The organism is Paenibacillus sp. FSL R7-0297, assembly GCF_038009025.1.
GTDB lineage: Bacteria > Bacillota > Bacilli > Paenibacillales > Paenibacillaceae > Paenibacillus_AQ.
The window spans coordinates 171,186-193,222 of record NZ_JBBPAQ010000001.1 but is presented as its reverse complement, the minus strand read 5'-3'; the positions used below and the strand labels follow the sequence as shown (position 1 = coordinate 193,222).

The window sequence follows — 22,037 nt, the reverse complement described above, 5'->3', positions numbered from 1 at the left end:
AGGCTTATCGGCTGGTATAGATGGGGACGGTGAACCAGAAGCAGCTGCCTGCTCCCTGAACACTGTGCACCCCAATATCGCCGCCGTGAAGCTCAACAATCGATTGTGCGATGGCGAGGCCTAGACCGGCGCCTCCATTGTTCTTGCTGCGTGATTTATCAATCCGGTAGAACCGTTCAAATATACGTGCGGTCTCCTCCGCTTCAATTCCCTGACCTTCATCGGTCACTGAGATTCGCAGGTATGGACCCTCCTCAGTGGCAGCCAGAACGATCTTTCCTTCCACTGGGGAATGCTGAATGGCATTCTGCAATAAATTGGACAGGACCCGCTTAATCTGCGCAGGCATCATCAGAGCGGCAGGTAATTTATCCGGCAGCTCAATCTCCACGTTCAGCTTCTTCTCCGTGAGGTGGAACGAGAAGCTCTCCAGAGTACTAATCAGCAGCTCATCGGCATGGCAAGGCAGCGGGTTGAAGATTTCGCCGTTGGCTTCCAGACTGGATAATTCAAATAAATCATGGATCAGCCCCGCAAGCCGCTTCGTCTCCAGCCGGATGGTATTCAGATATCGTTGAAAGGTTACTTCGTCCTTAATGACATCATCCTCCAGTGCTTCAACAAACGATTGAATGGAGGCCAAGGGTGTCCGCAGATCGTGGGAGACATTCGCAATCAGTTCCCGCCGTGCGGATTCAGAATGGTGCAGATGGTCGAAGCTTTCCTTCAGCTTGAAGCTCATTACATTGAATTGCTGTGCCAGAAGCTTGAATTCTTGCGGGCCGATTAAGGGGACTTCGGTATGGAAATCCCCTTCGGCAATTCGCACAGTCTGCTGTGTAATCCGTGCAATGGATTTCTCTAACGGCCTTGTCAGCAAATGCTGCAGGATGAAGGAGAACAAGCCTACCCCGGCCGTTATACCGGACAACCAATAGAATTGATTGATGGTGAGCAGCATTTTGGAGTAGCTGACAAATAAACAGATGAGCAATACTCCAATTCCCGTGAGGCTGGACAACAATAAATACGTACGCAGTTTCATTAGATGCCATCCCCCGCAAACTTATAGCCTATTCCCCAGACCGTCTTGATATATTTCGGGTCGGAGGGAGTCTGTTCGATCTTCTCCCTTAATCTCCGGATATGCACGGTAACTGTAGTCGTATCTCCTTCATAGCTGAAATCCCAGATCTTGCTCAGAATCTGTGTCCGGGAGAACACCTGACCCGGATGGCCGGCCAGCAAATACAGCATCTCGAACTCTGTAACCGTCAAGTCAATCGCCTGTCCGCTGATCTCCACGGTACGCTTCCCGACATCGATGGTCAGTCCCTCGTACTTAATGGTGTGTTCAGCGGCGGTAACAGGCGATACTTGGACATATCTCATTCTGCGCAGGATCGCCTGCACACGCAGAACGAGTTCTCTTGGACTGAAGGGCTTGGTTAAATAATCATCCGCACCCATCGTCAGCCCCATCAGACGATCCTGTTCCTCACCCCGGGCGGTCAGCATAATGATCGGGATATCTTCTGATTGCCGGATCTCGTTGCACACTTCCCAGCCATTCTTATGCGGCATCATCAGATCGAGCACAATCAGGCTGGGAGTCTGACTGCGCCATAGCTCTAGCGCCTCTAGTCCGTCTTTGGCGGTTATCACCAGATAACCTTCCCGTTCGAGATACCTCCGGCACACATCGGTAATATTTGAATCGTCATCAGCGACCAGCACTCGTTCATTCACACTAACCCACCCCATATCCGGAAAAATACATTTGAATCCATCATATCATATGGTGATGGTAAGGCTCGGTCCGTCTTATTTCATATCCTTGGCAGGCTTCATGTAATCAGCAATCACCGTATTCACCACATAGGTACTGCCATCGTAGAGAGCAGGGGCCATATTCAGGTTAACGTTCTTTCCGTCGACCATAATCTTTTTCGATCCAATCCATACCTTGATCATCTTGCCCGCCGGCTTCATGCCGTCATCCATCATCTCGCCGTCATCCATCATCTTGCTGTCGTCCATCATCTTGTCCATGTATACCAGGGATACAGAGCGGTCCTTGCTGTTCCACTCGATGCTGTAGCCGTACATCCCGGCCGCCTGTCTTAAGTTCATAAGCTCCATGCCGTCTTTTTTCATCGTTGTGATTCCTGCCGCCGCACCGGCTATTCCAGACACCGCCAGAGAGAGCACCAATACCGCTGTCATCATTACCATTTTGCCTGATTTACTTTTACCCATGCTTATCACGCTCCATCGTTTTTTTGGATTACATGGAACAGCATAAGCAAGAGAGCTTACGATTCTCTAAGCTAAGTATTACGATTGTCTTACGAAGCGAGCAGAGATTGGATATCCGGGCTGCTATGAAACACAATGTCGCATTAATCCGGCTGCAATGTCGCAAAAGTACATGGAAACGGAGCAGGCAGATCGATTATACTCACTTTACAAATATGATAATGAAAATCATTATCATATAAAAAGGGGGAGTCAGCATGAAGGCAGCAAAGAGGCAGACAACCGGCAGCAGGATATACGCCGCTCAGAAATCAGGACTATTAATGGTATGGATGCTGGCACTGTTACTTGTGCTGACGGCATGCGGCACTGGAGGAGACACTAATGGAGGCGCAGCCGCACAGCCGTCGGCTGTAGCTTCAGCCTCAGCCGAGCCGTCTGCGCCACCGGATACAGAGGCTCAGTCATCGTCGGAGGCGCAGGCTGCAGCATTTCCGGTAACGATCTCACACCTGAAGGGCGAATATACACTGACGGAGAAGCCGAAGGTGATTGCTGCGCTTGATGTGAAATTCGTCGATCAATTGATAGCAGTGGGTGAGCGCCCGGCGGGCAGCGTTGTGGCTGGGACGAAGGATGAATTTCCGGAATATTTAAACGCCCAATTGGGGGATGTGAAGGTCCTTGGCACACGGGATGAGCCCAATCTTGAGGCAATTGTGGCGCTGAATCCGGATCTTATATTGATGACCGACTTTCAGGAGGAGGTATATGACAGCGTCAGCCAAATTGCGCCTACAGTGGTGCTCGATTTCTACGAGGATTGGCGGGATACGCTGGCTGTCATCGGTACGATAACAGGTAAGCAGGCGGAGGAAGAGTTGGTGCGGCAGGCTTACGGGGACAAAATCACCGGACTGCGGGAGCAGCTGGCGGCGAAGCTGGGCGATGAAACCATAGCGCTGATTCGTCCGAGACCGGAGGGTATCCGTGTACATGGTCCCGAACACCGGACCGGAAGTATTCTTTATGAGGATTTGGGGTTAAATGTCCCGGCGTTCGTTCAGGAGATTAAAGATGACACCTCCGTTGAAATTTCGATGGAGACAGTTGCAGATGTCGGAGCTGATCATTATTTCCTGCTGTCGGATGATTTGTTCGCCAAAGAGGCAGAGGCTCTGGCGGGCAGTCCGGTCTGGAAATCGCTTGATGCCGTCAAGAATAACCGTGCCTATGACGTGAATTCAACGCTCTGGATCGCTTACTATGGCCCTATTGCACTCAATATTATTGTAGATCAGGCCTCGGAAGCACTGCTGGGAACGCATTGAAATGGATAACTATCTGTCGTCGGCCTCATGGAGGGACATGGCGGAGGAATACCGCCTGCGGATGGGCGGTCCGCCTAAAGACAGCGTCCGCACCCTTGCTCTGGGCCAGCTGCAGGAAGAAGCGGCATGCCGCGAGTATGTAAGCTGGCTTAAGGATTATATTGGCGCGCCGGACATGCAGGTTGCGGCTTCCATGCTGGCTAAGCGGATCGGCTATCTGTGGATCGCGCCGTTGCTGACTGCGATGACCTTTCATAACCGGGAGGTCTCCTTCCCGCTGGACAATAGCTTCCTCTATCATCCGGCTTCCCCTGAGTTTAAAGGGGATACGCAGTTTCCTTTCCTGGCGGTGAACGGGGTTCGATCAGCATCACCACCGGAAGACAGGGAAGCGTGGCGGGAGGCGGTTATAGAGGAGAATTTTGCGGTTCGGCTTGCCCCGCTGCTGCAGACGCTTGCCGCCATAGGACCCGTCCCGATGGCGGTGCTTTGGGAGAATATTATGGTGCGCATTGCCCCGCTATATTCTCCTGGAGCTGAGGAATCCGGGCAAGACAGGCAGCGGCTGCAAGCCGATTTTGCTTTTCTGACCCGGACGGCCCCCGGGAAGTTGTTTGGTACAAGACGCAATCCGTTTACCCCGTTCATAGAGAACAAGGACGAGATTCCGGCGGCGAAGAACAAACGCATCACCTGCTGCTTCTATTCCCGGATGTCAGGGGAGTATTGCAGGAAATGCCCGAAAATTGACAATGAGAATGAATCTCAATTAAAATGACAACAAGCACGTCCGTTTAGCAGAGGATGCTATTGTCAGGAGATGAGAGAAATGCCGCTGCAGGAGCAGGCAAGTTTATGGAGTGATACGGCAATCAAGACGCTTGACGTACGCAGCGGTACTTTGCCGCCCGGCGGTGTTCTGAGCGAAACGAAATTGTCAGCCAATCTGTTGTTACTGGCAGGCGGCGGGGAAGGGAGGCTTGTGATGAATGGCGAGGTTCGCCATATCCAGGCCTCTTTTGTCTGCCACGCTGTTAAGGGGTCGGCATTTACGATGACTGCCGGACCGGAGAACATTAATTATACCGTTATTATCTACAAGGCTGTTCCAATGGCGGGAGCGGCCCGTGTACTGTTCCCGCAGCAGAGCCACCCGCTGCGCACTTCGTTTGTTCATCATCCCGCGCATCCGGCAGAACTGCATCAGACAGCAGACAAGCTCGCAGCCAAATGGAGCCGGGGAGAAGGGCTGGAACGGTTCCATGCCAATGCGCTACTGCAAGGAATGCTGTACGAGCTTATTATGGAGCATGAACGCGGTCAGGGCGGCGGGGAGCCGGACATGGTGGAGGTTGTTGCTGCCTATATAGCGGGGCATTATCGTCAGGTGCTGGAGCTTAAAGAGCTGGCTGCGCTTGCCGGATGCGGTGCAAGACAGCTGCAGCGGAAGTTCAAGCAGGAGAAGCTGCTCGGCCCGATGGAATATGTGATCCGGCTGCGGATGGAGAGCGCAGAGCGGATGCTGCGTCATACGGATGCTCCTATCGGCGAAATCGCTGAAAGAACAGGCTACCGCGACATGTATTACTTCAGCAGGGCGTTCAAGAAATATTATGGAGTCCCCCCGCAGGTCTACAGGCGGACTGCTGCTTCGGTGCCCGGTGCGGGCACTGCTTATTCCGGGCTGCAGGACCCGGTGATTGGTCATATGCGGGGCACATATTGTGTCACTGCTTCTCCGCAGCGTATCGCTGTACTCGATGTCCAATATGCTGATCATTTGCTTGCCCTTGAGCTGTCACCCGCAGGAAGTGTAGGATTGGGCGGTGCAGTGTTGAAATTCCCCCAATATATCAGGGAAAGGCTTAAGGCAACGGAAATGCTCGGAACCTACGAGTATCCGGACCTGCAGGCTGTGGAACGGCTGCAGCCGGATTTGATTATCTGTACTGAGGTGCACGATCAGCATTATGAACGCTTAAGCCGGATTGCTCCCACTATCATGTTTCGGCGCAATGAGAGCTGGCAGACGATTCTGAGCCTGCTTGGTGAACTGACGGGCAAGCGGGCCGAGGCGGAACGTATTATTGCCGATTACCTTCGCCGCACGGCATTGCTCTCAGAAGAGCTTGCCCCGGTGCTGGCAGGCAAAAGCGTGGCTCTGATCCGCCCGCGGGAGTCACTGGTCCGGGTACATACGGCTTCGCACCGCACGGGCGCCGTGCTGTACCGGGACCTGGGTCTGCCTGCTCCGCTATTTGTCGCAGATACCTCCGACACGGCGTATCATATTTCCGTCGATAGGCTACCGGCTGTGCATGCCAGCCACTACTTTTGGCTAAGCAACGAGATGCTGCAGGATGACATAGCTGTGACCGAGCAGAACGTCCGGGGATTGCTGGATGCAGATGAACGGCAGCATATATACCCGGTGGATGCCGCTACATGGATCGGCTGCTATGGACCGACAGGCATCAATTGCATTGTGGACCAGGTAGCCCGCGCCTTGCTGGCCTGAGCGGTGCCAATAGTTCTTAATTGAGCGGCGTTTTTAATTATACCGATTGGCGGTTTGTCTTATTTATAGGCTGACCCGGACGGGGGACTTGGTGCAATACCTTTAATCATCAATTCCGTCCATTGGGCGGTATAAGGAATGATCTTGTCGTAGATATGAGGGCTGGAGATCCCTTCAACTAAGGCCTGGAAATAAATCAAAAGAAATTCATCTGAATATTTCAGATCAACCTTGCCTTCCTTACGTCCGCGGTGGAATAAATCCAGCATGATATTAAAGCTCTCCTTAGCGTATTGCTGCATCAGCAAAGATAAGCCATCATCCCCCTTCTTGGTGAAGTAATCCATCAGGTCTAAATAAAACTTTTTGTTGATTTTGTCCAGATAATGGATTTTGTTTTGACTCATGGCAATGAGGGTCTCTTCGAAGGGTTTATTTTCGGCCATGATTCCCCGGGCGACTTCCCCCATTTTATTCAAAAAATACTTAAAAACCTCATGGATCAGATTTTCTTTACTCCCGAAATATTTAAAAATCGTTGTTTTTCCAACGTTGGAATTTTCAGCAATCTCATCCATTGTTACTTTTTCTATACCGGCATCTGTATTCATTAAGTTAAAGGTTGCTTCTAATACTTGATTTTTCTTCTCCTGTGTCCTCTTTTCGAAACCATTCATTTATCATTCCTGCCTTCTATCTGAAGTAAGTAAAAAATGTTTTGAGGTGATTCAGTTCATATTTTTCTTTCCTATATATTATATATCCATAGTTATGGGTTATCAAGCATTCAATAGTTCTAAACTAACGATTTTTAAATTGACTAGGTCTATAAAAAGAGATATAACTGAATATGTAAATGAACTTTGGTTTAAAACAAAGGGTAAATTAGAAAATTATGAACTTTAATGCTGTTAATAGTTCATATTAATCTGAAACTTTGCTTTAGACTGGAAAGCACGTTACTAAAACTGTTTAAAAGGAGTTTTAGTGCTATGGATAAAATTGTGAATGTGCAAGGCCTGCAAAAAAAGTTCGGGAAATTTAAGGCGCTGCATGATGTGACGTTCACAGTAAATGCCGGGGAGGTTGTAGGCTTTATTGGGCCGAATGGCGCAGGTAAGTCAACAACGATTCGGACTTTGCTGGGAATTATCAATCGTGATGCCGGGGATGTGAAGATCTTTGGCAAGGATGTATGGAAGGATAGCCTGGAGATTCATAAGCGGATATCCTATGTTCCAGGGGATGTGGCTCTGTGGGGCACCTTAACAGGCGGCGAAATTATTGATCTGTTTATTAAGCTACATGGTGGAGGAGACAAGGAGAAGCGTGATTATTTGATTCAACGTTTTGAACTCGATCCTAAGAAGAAGGCTAAAGGCTATTCAAAAGGGAACCGGCAAAAGGTTGGCTTGATTGCGGCTTTATCCGTTGACTCCGATTTGTATATTTTCGATGAACCGACTTCTGGTCTTGACCCGTTGATGGAAGCGGTCTTCCAAGATGAGGTTGAGAAAATTAAGCATACAGGGAAAGCAATCTTATTATCCTCTCATATTTTGAGTGAAGTGGAACGTTTAGCAGATAAGGTAGTTATCATTCGTCAAGGAAAGGTTGTTGAAACCGGGACATTGGATGAATTGCGTCACCTGACCCGTTCTACAGTGACTCTCGTAACCGAGGGGGATGTAGTTGAGATGGCATCAGTTAACGGTGTCCATGACTTTAAGCATACAGGCAATCAGGCGACATTCTCTGCGGATAATGAATATATCAATGACATATTGACTAGAGCGGCAACATTGGGTGTGAAGAGGTTTGAAGCTGTACCGCCAACGCTGGAAGACTTATTCATGCGGCATTATGAAGTCTAAGAGTTGGAACGGAGGAACATGCGATGAAAGAAAAATTTGCACGCTGGAATGTACTATTCATGCTATATCTGAAACGTGATTGGAAAAAAATAATGATCTGGATTATAGGCCTGGGTTTATTTTCAGCAGGTTATGTTCCGGCGTTTGAAGAAATCGGCAAGGGGCAAGGTTTGCAGGGGATGTATGAGACCTTGCAGAATCCCGCCATGATCTCAATGGTTGGGCCGACACCGGTTGATACCGCAGCGGGTTATACCTTGGGTGCAATGTATGCGCACGAAATGTTGTTATTCTGCGGTTTGTTTGCGATGATTATAGCTGCCTTGCATGTTGTGAGCCATACCCGTAAAGAAGAAGAGTACGGACTTACTGAACTGGTGCGCTCCTTTCAAGTAGGCCGTCAAGCTAACTCGTTTGCTGTGATTGCCGAAGTAGTGCTTATCAATATTGTATTGGCACTCCTTATTGGCGGGGTTATGACTAGCTTTGGTGCAGATACGATTTCGGCCGGGGGATCCTTCTTGTTTGGGGCATCCATCGGGATCGCTGGTATTTTGGGAGCTGTGATTGCATTAGTTATGGCACAAATTATGCCCACCTCCTCCGGAGCAACGGGTTCTTCGCTGGGAATTGTAGGTCTACTCTACATTATTCGTGCGGGTACGGATGTATCGAATGTTGAATTCTCAATGATCAATCCTATGGGTTGGACCTATCTGACTTATCCATTTACAGACAACAATTGGGTTCCCCTAATTCTGGCCGTAGCCTTCAGTGTCATTGTATTGATTCTTGCTTTTGCCCTTGAGGGCGGCCGGGATATGGGGGCTGGATATTTACCGGAAAGAGAAGGGCGTGAGGCAGCAAAAAAGTCATTGTTGTCCGTACCCGGCTTGTTTATGAAGCTTAACAAAGGCATTATCATTAGCTGGCTGATTGCCTTTGTAATTATGGGTGCCGCCTATGGTTCGATTTATGGAGATATGCAGACCTTCCTTAGTAGCAATGAAATGATGAGTCAAATGTTTACGATAGCAGGAGTTTCAATCGAAGCATCGTTTACTGGAACAATTATGATGGTAATGATTGGAATGGTTTCTATTTTACCCATTGCCATCGTTAATAAACTGTTTGCGGAAGAATCACGACTGCATTTGAGCCAGATATATTCAACCAAAGTGACCCGGGCTCAGCTCTATTGGACGAGTGTCATTATGGCAATTATTGCTGGATTAGTGGGCGTTCTGCTGGCTTCAGCCGGTCTTGGGGGCACAGCGATTTCTGCAATGGGTGACAGCTCATCCATGAATATAGTGGACTTCTTGGCTGCAGGCTATAACTTCCTGCCGTCTGTGTTGTTCTTTACCGGACTAGCAGCTTTGACTTTAGGCTGGGCACCAAAACTGGGCAAAGCTATTTATGCCTATCTTGGTTATTCTTTCGCCTTGAACTACTTTGGCGGGATTCTGGATTTACCGGAATGGTTCTCTAGTACAGCCGTTCAAAGTTGGATTCCGCGGATGCCGGTAGATAAGTTTGATGGAGTAGTCTTTATTACGATGACAGTGATTAGCATGGCCTTAATGGGATTGGGCTATATGGGATACCGCAAACGGGATATGGTTGAAGGGGCTTAACCGCTTACCGCTACAGGAATTCAAAGCTAAAAGACACGAATGGACTCGTGTCTTTTTTTTTGCGTGGTACATCTTTAGTCAATCGGTCATGGTTCCGCAATGGAAATCATCATTCGCATATACGAACATTTGTGCTACAATACCTTTTGTGAATATATGGAAGGGGCTGCGTGGGTCTATGACAAAAAGGCGATGGGTCATGAAATTTATGCGGATGCACAAATGGGTTTTTCTATGCGGGTTCCTGATCACAACATTGATGACGATGGTCAACCTGATTTATCCGTTCCTGGGCGGTAAGATGATCAATATCGCTTTTTATGATAAAGACATGAGTGCCTTCTTGAATCTATGTCTGATCTATGCCGGTATACTCGTGTTCAATCAGTTTGTCGTTGCGACGCTAAACAATCTTATTTCGTCACAGCTGATGACGGGGTTTGTCTTCGATATCCGGCGGGCTCTGTTCAACAAGATATTACATAAAAAAGGCAAAGACCTCTCCGGGATGTACAGCGGGGATCTAATCAGCCGGATGAACCACGATGCTACGGATATTATGAATCTCGTCTTCTGGAGCGGACTGTGGGGATACTCCAACTTGCTGCATATCCTATTCGCTGTCTGTTTTATGTTTTACTACAATGTACTGCTGGGTGCGTTTACAGTCGTTCTGGTTCCCACCGTGTTTCTCGCCTCGAAAGTTTTCAAGACCAGAGCGCAACAGGTCAACAAGAAGCTTCGGGCGGAGCAGGGGAAGCTATCCTCGTATGTATTCGAAATTGTGAAGAATCTGCAGGACGTCAAAATCCTTAGCGCAGGTAAAAAGGTAACAAACACTTATCTAAGCAAAACGGCTGCCATTAATAAAATGAATGTGGAAAACGGAAGAATCGAAGTGACCACAGAAAGGGTGAATGCATTCATCACGCTTGCCGCACAATTGCTCATATTTATGATCTGCGCCTATTTCATTGTGAAAGGCCAAATGCAGCTTGGCGTCTTTGTAGCCGCCATCAGCTATTTCAATATGGCCGTGAATTACTTCAGCTCCATTAACGGCAAAATTACCGATGTCTGGGGGCAAATCGTCTCCCTGCAGCGAGTCGTGGATATTCTGAATGAGGAGGAAGAGGATTACCAGGAAAACCAGCCTCCGCAGCGTATAAAAGAGGGCATGATTGAATTTAATAATGTCACCTTTGGATACAGCGAAGACAGACAGGTTCTGAACGGGTTCAATCTCTGCGTCGATGCAGGCAGTACGATCGGTATTGTCGGTAGGAGCGGCGCGGGTAAAACAACGATGGGCAACCTGCTCTACAATCTATATCACGTGGACAGGGGCGAGCTTCTGATCGACGGTGTGAATGTTAATGACTATAACCTGCATAGCTTGCGGAGCCAGGTGGGGATTGTCCATCAGGAGACGATTCTGTATGATCAGACCCTGCGTTACAATCTTTCATTTACAAACAGCAAGGACAATGATGAAGCCTTAATGGAAGCGATTAAAAAAGCTGCTCTGTATGATGTGGTCATGACCTTCCCGGATGGGCTGGACACTCTGCTGGGGACGGGCGGGCAGGAATTATCCGGCGGGCAGAAGCAGCGTCTGGCAATCGCCAGGATATTAGTCAAGAATCCGAGGATTCTGATCTTCGACGAAGCTACATCCTTCCTCGACAGCCGGAACGAAGCGCTGATCCGGAAAGTAATGCGTGAGCTTTCGCAGGACCGGACGCTGATCATCATCGCCCACCGGTTCTCCACCATCCAGAGCTGTGATAGAATCGCGGTGTTAGCAGACGGTGTTGTCAAAGGCTACGATACTCACGACGTACTGATTACGAGCAATCCAACATACATAGACTTATTCAGTGAACAGTATGCAGGAGGGGAAGCAGTATGAAACGATGGGACACCTATAAGGCCTTAACCCGGGATATAGACGGTATCCGAAAACCGCTCCTTGCGCTGGGGATGTTCAAGATATGGAGCTTAGTATTCGGGCTGATCCCCCTGTTCTTGTACTCGTTATTGGTTAACCGCGTTTTGGTAGATAAGCAGTTGAATGAGCTTTGGCTAATCATCGGCGGGTATCTGGTGGTTTTCCTGCTTACTACAACCGGGATTGCCGTCAGTAAGCAGTTTTCCAACCAGTTAATCCTGAAATATGATCTGAGAATCAAGAATAAGCTGCTCAAAAAGCTCATCAGCCTCGATAACGCTGACTATAGCCAATATAGTATTGGCGATGTTAGAAGCCGGATTGAGAACGATTCAACAATTGCCGGAAAATTTTTCGAGACGCATGTCTTAGATTTTATCTACGCTGTTGTTTACGCTTTTGCACTGGCAGTGATTTTACTGTGTTATGACTGGCGGATCGCACTCATTAGTTTTATTTTTGTTCCGGTCTCTTTGGTAACGGTTAATTTTCTGGGAGGGAAAGCGAAGCATACCGGAGAGGAGCTCTGGAAGCTGCAGATTCAATATGAATCCTTTTTACACTCCAATTTTCAAAACTGGAAGGATATCAAAACCAATAATCTTGAAGACACCCAATTGGCTGAGCTAAACGGACATTACAAGAAGATCAGGCATGTGTGGTTTCTTAACCAGCTCTATATGCACCTGGGGATTACCTATTCGTTCTTCACCAAAAACTTCATTACCCAGCTGTTCATCTATTTTATCGGCGGATTATTTGTCATTAAAGGCTACTCGGAGGTTGGTGTGCTGCTTGTGTTTATCAGCTTTTACGGGCAGTTCTTCGGATACATCGAGAACATTAGTAATTCCATGATGAACTTCAAGAATGACTCGGTGAGTATCGGTAAAGTGATCGGGATTCTAAATATAGAAGCAGCTAAGAAGCCTTATAAGAAGATTGAAGGAACAGATATCAATGTTGACCAGCTGAAATTCACCTATGAGGGGAACGATTCATTTGCGCTTGAGAGTATATCATTCTCTGTGGGTAAGGGGGAGCATCTGGCGATCGTTGGTCAAAGCGGCAGCGGCAAATCCACCATCGCCAAGCTGCTGACAGGGCAGCTGGAACCGCAAGAGGGAACGGTAAGCATTGGCGGCACAGATATCTCTTCGGTGAACAGTGAGAGTGTGTCCGATAAAGTGAGTATTGTTGTGCAGGAACCCGTCCTGTTCAATATGTCGATCAGAGACAACCTGTTGCTGGCCAAGGCCGGGGCAACCGACACGGAATTGATAGAGTGCTGCCGCAGGGCGAGTATATATGATTTCATTGTCACCTTGCCGGATCAATTGGATACGATCATTGGAGAAAAGGGTGTGAAGCTCTCCGGAGGCCAGAGGCAGCGGTTATCGATTGCGCGTGCTTTGTTACAGGACAGGGACATCATTATTTTTGACGAAAGCACAAGTGCGCTGGACAGCGAGAACGAGAGTGACATCATTGCAGAACTCAAGTCCCTTTCCTCAGGGAAAACCATGATCTCCATTGCTCACCGTCTATCTTCCATTCTGGACTGCGACAAAGTAATGGTTCTGCAAGCCGGCAGGGTCGCAGCCTTCGATACCCATGAGAACCTGTTTAACCGGAACGAAGCTTATGATTTGCTGTTTCAGAATCAGTATAGGGCAGGTTGATCTAAGGAGACCCAGACGCCTTCAGCGCCCGGGTTTTTGCATTTTATCTGTAACCTTCAGCATCCGCCGGTTTACCGGCATCTACGACCTCGACCATATAACGCCAGCAATCCGGCTGCGAGCCGTCGAGGTCTGTGTACCCGTAGACTTGCGCCAGCTCCCCACTTGAAAGGGACCGTCCGTTCCATCTGGATAATTCGGGGTCTTGAGCAAGAGCAGCGACGGCCCGGCCTACATAACGTGGGGATTCCGAGATGATGAAGTGAGGCTCATTGGCAGCAGCATCCCGCCAGTTATCTTCTTGTACCCCATAGTGTTCGAGCATCATTTCTGAACGGAGCCAGCCTGGCGTGAGCGCTACCGCTGTACAGCCATAAGGCTTAAGCTCCTGGGCAAGAGCCCAGGCCATGCGGGTCACGGAGGTTTTGGCCTGATCATAGAACATCGATACCCGGTAATTTGTGGCATTATATTCAGCGATTCCATCCGTCATCTCAACAATCAGACCATTCTTATTCTTAATCAGAAGAGGGAGCGCGAAATGGCTTGTAATGAGGTGGGTGTCAATAGCGAGCCGTAACATCCGCAGACCCTTCTCTAGGGAATGCTCCCACAACGGGACATTCCATTCGATGATCTTCTCCGCGCCCCAGATATCATTCACGAGAATGTCGAGCCTCCCTTGCTCCTCTTCAATGCGATTCACCAATGTCTCTACCTGGACAGGATCCAGATGATCGACTTGAACCGGGATTCCATGACCGCCAGCCCTGGTGACGAGCTCAGCCGTTTCTTCTATGGTTTCAGGACGGTCATATTCGGAGCGTTGGGCTAGCGTTGATCTTCCTGTCACATATACCGTTGCGCCAGCTGCCCCTAGCTCGGTAGCAATCCCCCGGCCAGCTCCCCTGGTAGCTCCGGCTACTAAAGCAATTTTCCCTTGTAAACTCCTCATTCCGTGATTACCTCCTTTGTTGAATACAGCTTCATTATAGAGTATAGGAATGACATCTATTGTCATATATAGTTTAGTTTTCGTTGCTGCTGACAATGATATTACCGGCAATAACCTGTTTCAATAAAGAGGCTGTCCCCAACTAACATGGCCTGACGGCCACCCTCGTGAATGAAAATGTCTTGGCTTGTGAAGCTGTGTCTTCCATAATGGAAGGGAAGGTCACAGGCCGAGGCTTTTTTGAATTATTAGCTAGAATATATATGCATTTCATAATAAATGAATACACAACCAGATGAAATCGAAGGAGGAAGGGTATTGTATAAGGTGCTGATTGTGGATGACGAAATTTTTGTGCGAAAAGGCTTGATTACGATCATGAATGAATGTTCGCTGGAATTTGAAATCTGCGGTGAAGCTGAGAATGGAGAGCAAGCGCTTGCTCTTATTGAAGAACTAACCCCGGAGCTGGTCATTGTGGATATACGCATGCCTGTGCTTGATGGTCTGGAGCTGATCCGGAAGGTGCAAACGGAAAAGGAGCATCAGCCGCTGTTCATTATATTAAGCGGATATCCTGATTTCTCGTATGCTCAGCAAGCTTTAAGCTACAATGTTTCAGAGTATATCCTCAAGCCGGTTGATGAGCAGGAGCTTGCTGCTGCTTTGAAAAAGATAGCCCATACCCTGAATCAGAAGCAGCTTTTATCAATAACGAGAGAGAAGCCGCTTGTCGAAACTGTCATCGAGAGCTTACTGCAGACGGAACCTGATGATGAGGTTATGGGGAGGATTGCCTATGCCCTGGAGCTTCCGCTCGCCTCTTCCTATACGTATGTCATCGCAGAAATGCAGGACAAGCTTCCTCATGGCGAAAAGGACTATATGCCCGCATTGAAGGCATCGCTGCAGCGTTATTTTCATAAAGAGCTACAGACCTTGCTCATTCATGTACGTGCGAATAATCAATATGGGATCATTGTACCTGAACTCTGGATGTATGAGCGGAATGTGCCTGACCAGAGGAACTATGTCAACATGCTGGATGCGCTGGAGAGAGAGCTTGAAACGACCCTTGCTTTGTTTATAGGCCATAAAGCAAGTCAGCTGAAGCAGATCGATGTGTCCGCCTCCAGTGCCGAGAAATGCCTGAATTACCGTTTTGTCGCTGGCTTCCAAGGCATCTTTATGGCAGGTGAGCTGCTAGAGCAGCCCTTATATTATTTTGATATTGAAGAAGGACTGCACAGCAAGCTCATTTATGAGGTCGAAGCCAACAGCAAACAAGGCTATAGCTCCGTTGTTAATACTATTTTCAACGTGTTTCAGGAACGTTATTTTGCTCCCGGGGCGGTTTCGAACACCATCAGGCGAAGCATGATTTCCATTATTAACATTATCCGGCAGCTCGAAGGGGACGAGAACGATCTCTATTGGACGGACGAACTGCTCAACTGGCAGGTGAAATACCGCAATCTGAATCAGCTGAAGCAGGTTTTCCTGCATTTTGTGGGGGAGGCCGCTGAATATATTACCGAGAAACGCAGCGGTAAGAGCGAAGGCAATATTGAAAAAATCAAAAAATATATTGATGGGCATTACAGAGAAAACATCTATTTGAAAGGGATTGCTGCCGATTTCGATATGAATCCGATCTACCTCGGACAGCTGTTCCGTAAAACTTACGGTACGTATTTCAACGAATATCTGTTATCGCTGCGTATCGAAGAGGCCAAGCGGCTGCTGCGGCAAACGAAGAAACGCATGTACGAAATCGCTGAGCAGGTCGGCTTCCAGAACGCTGATTACTTTGCCACCCAGTTTGAAAAGCTGGAGAATATGACGCCAACCGATTATCGCAATAGGATGATCGGGCAGTAAATAAGGAGGCTCTCTTCTGTGTTCAACATTCGCCTGCATCATATGAAGCTTCGAAGCAAGCTGATCGTAATCTACATTGTATGCGTGTTCATCCCAATTATATTGACCAATGTGATGTTCTACCAGGTAACCACCGTGAATATCAAGAATCAGAAGACAGCGGACGCTGAACAGGCAATGACCCTTTTACAAGCTGAACTTAGGACGGTTATTGAGGATGCGGCAGGCATATCCTACCTCTATTCTATAGACAGGCAGCTCCTCCAGCATTTAAACACCACCTATGTGTCTAATGACCGTTATGTGGAGTCGCTGAATGCTATATCGAATCTGTTCAATCGTACCGACACGGAGAATAAAATAATCAGCTCCTCCGTTATTATGACCGACAATCCCACCGTGCTTGCCTCGGGAAATATCATAAGACTTGAAGCTGAAATGCGGAATAAGGACTGGTATAACCAGATCAATAACACACATCCGCATCTCTTTGTAACACCGGAGAGCATCAGCGTGATTCAAAGACTCACCGAAAGCCGGTTCGATACCTATGAGCATGTGCTTAAAATCGATCTGAATATGAATCATATTAAACAAATTCTGGATTTGTCCAGCTTTAGCGGCGACTTCTACATTCTGGACCCCTCTGGTCAAGCGCGCTTCGGACGTCTCTCGAGCGGACAGCCGAGCGAGCTGATCACACAAGGACGGACCATAGCCCTGGGTGAGATCCCCAGACCGGATAAGGCAATCGTAATCGGCAAGACCTATCAGAATAATCGTTATTTGGGTGGATGGTCGGTATACGGGGTTTTGGATGAAGAGATCATTTTGTCTGATGTCAGACAATCAGGGCAATTTATCCTTTGGTTTGCGGGGATAAACTTCATTGTGCCTACTCTCGTCATCCTAATCATCTCCCGTTCGATCCATACACGCATAAAGAGCATTCTGAAGCACATGAAGTCGGTAAAGGGCAATAATTTCGAGTTGATTCCGTATCACCGGGAACGGGATGAGGTCGGTGAGCTTGCCGTGGAGTTTAACCGGATGAGCATACGGATCGAGAACCTGATCAATGATGTATATGTAGCGGAAATACAGAAGAAAGAACTGGAGCTGCGTCAGCGTCAGGCACAGCTGCATGCGCTTCACAGTCAGATTAACCCACACTTTTTGTTCAATGCACTGGAGACGATCCGAATGCGGAGCCTGATGAAGGGCGAGACCCAAACGGCCCGGACGATTCAGAATATGGCTAAGATCTTCCGCAAATCGATCCAGTGGAAGAGCAGCTTCGTGACCATCCGTGAGGAGCTTGAGCTAATCGAGAGCTTCCTGGAGATTCAGAAATACCGTTTTGACAGCAAGCTCGACTATCACATCGAGGTGGATCAATCCTTGCTGGACATTGAAATACCGAAGATGGCTTTTCTTCCATTTGTGGAGAACGCAAGTATTCATGGCATTGAAAATATAGCAGGCATCGGATATATCAACATTCAGATCGCACAGGAGAACGGTCAACTCGTCTTCGTTATCGTGGATAATGGCAAGGGGATGGATCAGGAGAAGATTATTGAGCTTCATCATTATTTTGAGGCGGAGTCAGCCATGGGTGATTCGATCGGCATGAAAAATGTCATTACACGACTGAGAATTTACTATGGTGAATCGTTCAATTTCACCATCGACAGCGAGTCTGGAGGAGGAACACGTGTCCTGCTGCGGCTACCTTTCGACAAAATATAAGTTTTGTTTTCTTTATTATTCAAAGACCGATCTAAGGTTTGCCATATAACGAAATTAAGCGCTTTCTTTTATAATGAAAATGTTTACAAGACAAATCACCATAAAGGGGGATTATGCAATGCGTACAAAGAAATGGTTGCAAACCGGCCTGGCCGTTGTCATGGCTTCGGCTCTCCTTATTGTCGGCTGCTCGAACGGCAATACAGGAACCAAGAACAATGAGAATGAGTCCGGTGGAAAGAACAGCGAGGTCAGCGAGGTCAGCACGGAGCCGGTCACTTTTGATTACTTCGCCTTTGGGACCAACCGGGATACAATGGCCAGTGATACTACAATCGGCAAGATTCTTCAGGAGCAAACGGGTGTCGATTGGAAGATGGAATTTGTGGTTGGGGATGCAAGCACTAAGTCCGGTGTAATGATTGCCGGAGGCGATTATCCTGATGTCATCTCTCCGGTCGGCGAGCTGGCCAAGTTCCTGGATGCAGGGGCACTTATTCCGCTTAATGATCTGATTGAGAAATACGGCCCTAACATCAAACGTGTCTACGGCGACTACATGAACAAAATTACGAATGAGGATGGCAACATCTATATCCTTCCCTTCACTGCTAATGTAAACGGATACTTGTCACCGCCGGACCCGACCAGCACCTTCTGGATGCAAAGACGCGTCCTTAAGGAATTCGGTTATCCTGAAGTGAAAACGCTTGACCAGTACTTTGATCTGATCGAGAAATATCAGGCGAAGTATCCTGCCGTTGACGGAAAAGACACCATCGGCTTCGTAACGTTCGCCGGTACAGCTGGTGAATTCTTCACCATTACGAATCAGCCGATGCATCTGGCCGGTTACCCGAATGAGGGCGGTGTCATGGTCGATATGGAGAGCCATGAAGCCAAGCTGTATCAGGGGACTGAGGATGAGAAACGCTGGCTGGCCAAATTGAACGAGATGAATGGCAAGGGCCTGGTTGACCCTGAAACGTTCACCGCGAACAAAGACCAGTATCTGGCTAAGCTTACCTCCGGCCGTGTACTCGGATTTGCCAGCTATTCATGGCAGATTCCAGATGCCACTACCAACCTGAGGACTGCCGGTAATGACGATCTTCGTTATGTAGCACTCCCTATCGTATATGACGAGAGCATTACAGACGCTTATGTCGATCCACCGTCCTTCGTTAATAACCGTGGCCTCGGCATCTCTGTCAGCGCAAAAGATCCCGAACGCATCATTAAATATTGGGACAACCTGCTGACCGATGAGAATCAGAAGCTGGTTCAATGGGGTGAGGAAGGCGTTACCTACTCCAAGAATGCAGACGGCCGTATGGTGATGTCCGAAGAGCAGCTTACGAACCGCAACGACAATGATTTCAAGCACAAGTACGGCTTTGCATACTTCGATTACGAATGGCCGCGTTATGGTGATAACTCTCTGTATGAGGACGGCAACGCCCATGTTCCGTTCAACCAGCCGGAAGTAGCAGCCATCAACTATACTGAAGGCGACCAGACTCTGCTAAAAGCCTATAACCATAAGACCTTCTCTGAATTCTATGCCGAGCCAGTGGAACGTCCATGGTACCCTGCCTGGAGTATTGAGAAAGAGCCGGGTTCCCCTGAGCAGCTCTTCAGCCAGAGATCCGGAGATTTGCAGCAGAAGTACTACCCTCGTATGGTGCTTGCCGCACCGGGAGGATTTGAAGCCGTCTGGAATGAATACTTGGCAGAGTACAATAAATTGGATATTAAAGGCTACGAGGAATTTATGACGAACAAGGTGAAGAATCGCATCGACGGCAAATGGTAAGCTGACCGCTTCTCCATAGCATGATGAACCGGGAAAAGTGAAGCCAGCCTTCACTTTTCCCTTCTACCCTTGTTACGAAAGAGAGAATATGGAGCTAGGAAAGGGGACGGTACAGGTGGGGAAAACCGCTGTGCAGTTGTCAAAATCAAATACAGGCACTTCGCGCTTCACAACTTTTTTTAAAGAGTTATCTAAACAGAAAATGCTCATGCTGATGTCACTGCCCTTTCTAATCTGGGTGTTTGTATTTAAGTACCTCCCGCTTTGGGGATGGACCATTGCTTTTCAGAAATTCAAACCAGCCAAAGATTTCTTCGACCAGAAGTGGGTCGGTTGGGACAATTTCAAGTTTTTATTTCAGGAGCAACAGTTTTATCGGGTGCTGCGCAATACACTCGTTATGAGCTCCATTAACCTGGTACTCGGTTTTGTAACGTCCATTGTGCTGGCTCTGCTGTTGAATGAGCTGCGTAATATTTTCTTCAAGCGCACGGTACAGACGATCAGTTACTTGCCTTACTTCATCTCTTGGGTCGTTGCATCCAATATCGTGCAAACGGCACTGGCACCGGAAGGGATCATCAATGTGCTGCTGCTCAAGATGCAGCTCATTGATCATCCGGTTCTGTGGCTTGGCGTCGGCAAATATTTCTGGGGAATTCTCGGAGCAACAGAGGTCTGGAAGAATGTCGGCTGGAACACCATCATTTATCTGGCGGCCATCACTTCTATCGACCCGTCCCAATATGAAGCGGCCGAGATTGACGGGGCTTCCCGTCTGCAAAGAATGTTCTACATTACACTTCCAGGCATCAAACCAGTTATTGTGCTGATTCTAATTATGAATCTGGGCCATATTCTCGAGTCCGGGTTCGAGGCACAGTACCTGCTGGGCAACGGTATGAATTTGGACTTCTCGGAGAATCTGGATATCTTCGTACTGAAATACGGGATGCAGATGAACAACTTCGGGCTTGCCACCGCAGCGGGTATATTCAAGACGCTGGTCAGCTTTATCTTCTTAATCTCAGCCAATAACATCGCCAAACGTATGGGCGAAAGCAGATTGTACTAGAAAGGAGGACACATGTTATGACTCAATCCAAATCATTCCGCAACTCTTCAGTAAGTGACCGGATCTTTGATATATGCAATTTTATCTTCATGATTCTATTGATTATTGTCACCCTCTATCCGTTCTTGAATATGTTCGCTTTATCGTTTAATGATGCGAATGATTCCGTCCGGGGGGATATTTACATTTGGCCGCGGGAATGGACGCTGCGAAACTTTGAATATGTGTTTAGCGAATCCAATATCTTCTATGCCACGTTTATCTCTGCGGCACGGACCATTGTTGGGACTGTGGTCTCTGTATTCTGTACTGCGATGCTGGCCTATACGGTAAGCCGCCCGGAATATAAGCTGAAGAAGTTTGTGTCCGTCACTTTTATTTTCACTATGTATTTCAGCGGCGGTCTGATTCCGGGCTACCTGCTGATCAAAGAGCTGGACATGCTTAATACCTTCTGGGTCTATATCATCCCGGGCATCATCGGCGTATTTAATATGATTGTCATCCGCTCCTTCATCGAAGCATTGCCTGAAGGGCTAATGGAATCAGCCAAAATTGACGGCGCTGGGGACTTCATTACGTTCGCGCGCATTGTACTCCCGTTGACCGTTCCGGCCCTTGCTACAGTCTCATTGTTTGTGGCAGTCTATCAGTGGAATTCCTGGTTCGACGTATTCCTGTATAACTCTTCCAAGCCAGGTCTGAGTACCCTGCAGTATGAACTGATGAAAATGCTGTCCACCACAAACACCTCCTCTGCAAGCTCGGCAGCCGATGCCTTTGCTAACGCACAAGCCAACAAGGGCGCCGTGACACCGACTTCTGTACGTGCAACGATGACTATTGTGGCCAGTGTGCCTATTATTATCGTGTATCCATTCCTGCAGAAGTACTTTGTCAAAGGGATGGTTGTCGGTGGTGTGAAAGGCTAAGGTGCAAGCTAAAAGACTACCAACAGGGCCAGCCCTCACGTAGTAAAATAGAGTCATTATAAACAAGCGATCTTCGAGCGGCAGCCAGCCTCTTCTTGAAGATCGCTTGTTTGCTTATAGGGGCTTAACTTTCTAAGGAGATAGTCTTGGGAATCAACGCTTACATCATCCTGATCAAGGATAAAGTTCATTACATATTGTCTGATTCGGGCGGCCGATTCCCGGTCTCCAACCAATTTCCGGACCATTTTGTACGTTCTCACAAGGTCAGGGAAGTCGGTAAATGTGAAATGTGAGGAATCTTTAATTTGAATCCATATCCGTTTATTCGTTGAATGGGCAAATGGATCCTGACTCAGATGTCGATCTGAGGC

The 22,037-nt window shown here is 48.0% G+C and carries 17 protein-coding genes; 12 read left to right on the top strand and 5 right to left on the bottom strand.

Annotated elements, in window-relative coordinates:
- Nucleotides 1–4 precede the first annotated feature (4 nt).
- From MKZ24_RS00825 to MKZ24_RS00815, 3 genes are all read right to left on the bottom strand, one after another.
- Nucleotides 5–1,045 carry a sensor histidine kinase gene (locus MKZ24_RS00825; RefSeq protein ID WP_340781002.1) on the bottom strand — a complete coding sequence of 347 codons (1,041 nt, stop codon included), beginning with the start codon at nt 1,043–1,045 and terminating at the stop codon, nt 5–7.
- Complete coding sequence (locus MKZ24_RS00820; protein WP_340781001.1) at nt 1,045–1,749, bottom strand: response regulator transcription factor; 705 nt, start codon at nt 1,747–1,749, stop codon at nt 1,045–1,047. The genes MKZ24_RS00825 and MKZ24_RS00820 overlap by 1 nt, the downstream gene beginning before the upstream one ends.
- 75 nt (nt 1,750–1,824) lie before the next feature.
- Nucleotides 1,825–2,259 carry a stalk domain-containing protein gene (locus MKZ24_RS00815; protein ID WP_340781000.1) on the bottom strand — a complete coding sequence of 145 codons (435 nt, stop codon included), beginning with the start codon at nt 2,257–2,259 and terminating at the stop codon, nt 1,825–1,827.
- A 257-nt stretch (nt 2,260–2,516) separates the two neighbouring features.
- On the opposite strand from MKZ24_RS00815, the gene MKZ24_RS00810 reads away from it, so the two are divergent.
- The 3 genes from MKZ24_RS00810 to MKZ24_RS00800 are packed head-to-tail and all read left to right on the top strand — an operon-like array spanning nt 2,517 to nt 6,108.
- Nucleotides 2,517–3,590 (top strand): ABC transporter substrate-binding protein, encoded by a 1,074-nt coding sequence (locus tag MKZ24_RS00810; RefSeq protein ID WP_340780999.1) that lies wholly within the window; start codon nt 2,517–2,519, stop codon nt 3,588–3,590.
- A 1-nt stretch (nt 3,591) separates the two neighbouring features.
- The gene (locus MKZ24_RS00805) at nt 3,592–4,368 is read left to right on the top strand and encodes a ferric iron reductase (RefSeq protein WP_340780998.1); all 777 of its coding nucleotides are present in this window, start codon (nt 3,592–3,594) and stop codon (nt 4,366–4,368) included.
- Nucleotides 4,369–4,419: 51 nt separating this feature from the next.
- Nucleotides 4,420–6,108, top strand: a complete 1,689-nt coding sequence (locus MKZ24_RS00800) for a helix-turn-helix domain-containing protein (protein WP_340780997.1) — start codon at nt 4,420–4,422, stop codon at nt 6,106–6,108.
- A gap of 59 nt (nt 6,109–6,167) precedes the next feature.
- Here the strand turns inward: MKZ24_RS00800 and MKZ24_RS00795 are convergent, their stop codons facing one another.
- The gene (locus MKZ24_RS00795; RefSeq protein ID WP_042232551.1) at nt 6,168–6,785 is read right to left on the bottom strand and encodes a TetR/AcrR family transcriptional regulator; all 618 of its coding nucleotides are present in this window, start codon (nt 6,783–6,785) and stop codon (nt 6,168–6,170) included.
- A 315-nt stretch (nt 6,786–7,100) separates the two neighbouring features.
- Between MKZ24_RS00795 and MKZ24_RS00790 the strand changes: the two genes are divergently transcribed.
- From MKZ24_RS00790 to MKZ24_RS00775, 4 genes are all read left to right on the top strand, one after another.
- A complete protein-coding gene (locus tag MKZ24_RS00790; RefSeq protein WP_340780994.1) occupies nt 7,101–7,982 on the top strand; it encodes an ABC transporter ATP-binding protein in 882 nt (293 codons plus the stop codon).
- Between the two features lie 23 nt (nt 7,983–8,005).
- Nucleotides 8,006–9,619, top strand: a complete 1,614-nt coding sequence (locus MKZ24_RS00785; protein ID WP_340780993.1) for an ABC transporter permease — start codon at nt 8,006–8,008, stop codon at nt 9,617–9,619.
- A 199-nt stretch (nt 9,620–9,818) separates the two neighbouring features.
- On the top strand, nt 9,819–11,531 hold the full coding sequence (locus MKZ24_RS00780; RefSeq protein WP_340780992.1) for an ABC transporter ATP-binding protein: 1,713 nt from the start codon (nt 9,819–9,821) through the stop codon (nt 11,529–11,531).
- The gene (locus tag MKZ24_RS00775; protein ID WP_042232557.1) at nt 11,528–13,252 is read left to right on the top strand and encodes an ABC transporter ATP-binding protein; all 1,725 of its coding nucleotides are present in this window, start codon (nt 11,528–11,530) and stop codon (nt 13,250–13,252) included. The genes MKZ24_RS00780 and MKZ24_RS00775 overlap by 4 nt, the downstream gene beginning before the upstream one ends.
- Nucleotides 13,253–13,295: 43 nt before the next feature.
- On the opposite strand, the gene MKZ24_RS00770 is transcribed toward MKZ24_RS00775, so the two are convergent.
- Entirely contained in the window at nt 13,296–14,207 is a 912-nt protein-coding gene (locus MKZ24_RS00770; protein WP_042232558.1) for an SDR family oxidoreductase, read from the bottom strand.
- 327 nt (nt 14,208–14,534) lie between these two features.
- On the opposite strand from MKZ24_RS00770, the gene MKZ24_RS00765 reads away from it, so the two are divergent.
- The 5 genes from MKZ24_RS00765 (at nt 14,535) to MKZ24_RS00745 (ending at nt 21,663) form a co-directional block, all read left to right on the top strand.
- A complete protein-coding gene (locus MKZ24_RS00765) occupies nt 14,535–16,088 on the top strand; it encodes a response regulator transcription factor (protein ID WP_231637875.1) in 1,554 nt (517 codons plus the stop codon).
- An 18-nt stretch (nt 16,089–16,106) separates the two neighbouring features.
- Nucleotides 16,107–17,840 (top strand): sensor histidine kinase, encoded by a 1,734-nt coding sequence (locus MKZ24_RS00760; protein ID WP_340780990.1) that lies wholly within the window; start codon nt 16,107–16,109, stop codon nt 17,838–17,840.
- Between the two features lie 118 nt (nt 17,841–17,958).
- Nucleotides 17,959–19,656 (top strand): ABC transporter substrate-binding protein, encoded by a 1,698-nt coding sequence (locus tag MKZ24_RS00755; protein WP_042232560.1) that lies wholly within the window; start codon nt 17,959–17,961, stop codon nt 19,654–19,656.
- 115 nt (nt 19,657–19,771) lie between these two features.
- Nucleotides 19,772–20,731, top strand: coding sequence for an ABC transporter permease (locus MKZ24_RS00750; protein ID WP_442950499.1), 960 nt, complete (start codon nt 19,772–19,774; stop codon nt 20,729–20,731).
- 17 nt (nt 20,732–20,748) lie between these two features.
- The gene (locus MKZ24_RS00745; protein ID WP_042232562.1) at nt 20,749–21,663 is read left to right on the top strand and encodes a carbohydrate ABC transporter permease; all 915 of its coding nucleotides are present in this window, start codon (nt 20,749–20,751) and stop codon (nt 21,661–21,663) included.
- Nucleotides 21,664–22,037 lie beyond the last annotated feature (374 nt).

Coding starts and splice junctions, on each gene's coding strand:
- MKZ24_RS00785 (WP_340780993.1), top strand. CDS start 8,006: ATGAAAGAAAAATTTGCACGCTGGAATGTACTATTCATGCTATATCTG.
- MKZ24_RS00825 (WP_340781002.1), bottom strand. CDS start 1,045: ATGAAACTGCGTACGTATTTATTGTTGTCCAGCCTCACGGGAATTGGA.
- MKZ24_RS00800 (WP_340780997.1), top strand. CDS start 4,420: ATGCCGCTGCAGGAGCAGGCAAGTTTATGGAGTGATACGGCAATCAAG.
- MKZ24_RS00810 (WP_340780999.1), top strand. CDS start 2,517: ATGAAGGCAGCAAAGAGGCAGACAACCGGCAGCAGGATATACGCCGCT.
- MKZ24_RS00790 (WP_340780994.1), top strand. CDS start 7,101: ATGGATAAAATTGTGAATGTGCAAGGCCTGCAAAAAAAGTTCGGGAAA.
- MKZ24_RS00755 (WP_042232560.1), top strand. CDS start 17,959: ATGCGTACAAAGAAATGGTTGCAAACCGGCCTGGCCGTTGTCATGGCT.
- MKZ24_RS00795 (WP_042232551.1), bottom strand. CDS start 6,785: ATGAATGGTTTCGAAAAGAGGACACAGGAGAAGAAAAATCAAGTATTA.
- MKZ24_RS00775 (WP_042232557.1), top strand. CDS start 11,528: ATGAAACGATGGGACACCTATAAGGCCTTAACCCGGGATATAGACGGT.
- MKZ24_RS00805 (WP_340780998.1), top strand. CDS start 3,592: ATGGATAACTATCTGTCGTCGGCCTCATGGAGGGACATGGCGGAGGAA.
- MKZ24_RS00770 (WP_042232558.1), bottom strand. CDS start 14,207: ATGAGGAGTTTACAAGGGAAAATTGCTTTAGTAGCCGGAGCTACCAGG.
- MKZ24_RS00745 (WP_042232562.1), top strand. CDS start 20,749: ATGACTCAATCCAAATCATTCCGCAACTCTTCAGTAAGTGACCGGATC.
- MKZ24_RS00780 (WP_340780992.1), top strand. CDS start 9,819: ATGAAATTTATGCGGATGCACAAATGGGTTTTTCTATGCGGGTTCCTG.
- MKZ24_RS00815 (WP_340781000.1), bottom strand. CDS start 2,259: ATGGGTAAAAGTAAATCAGGCAAAATGGTAATGATGACAGCGGTATTG.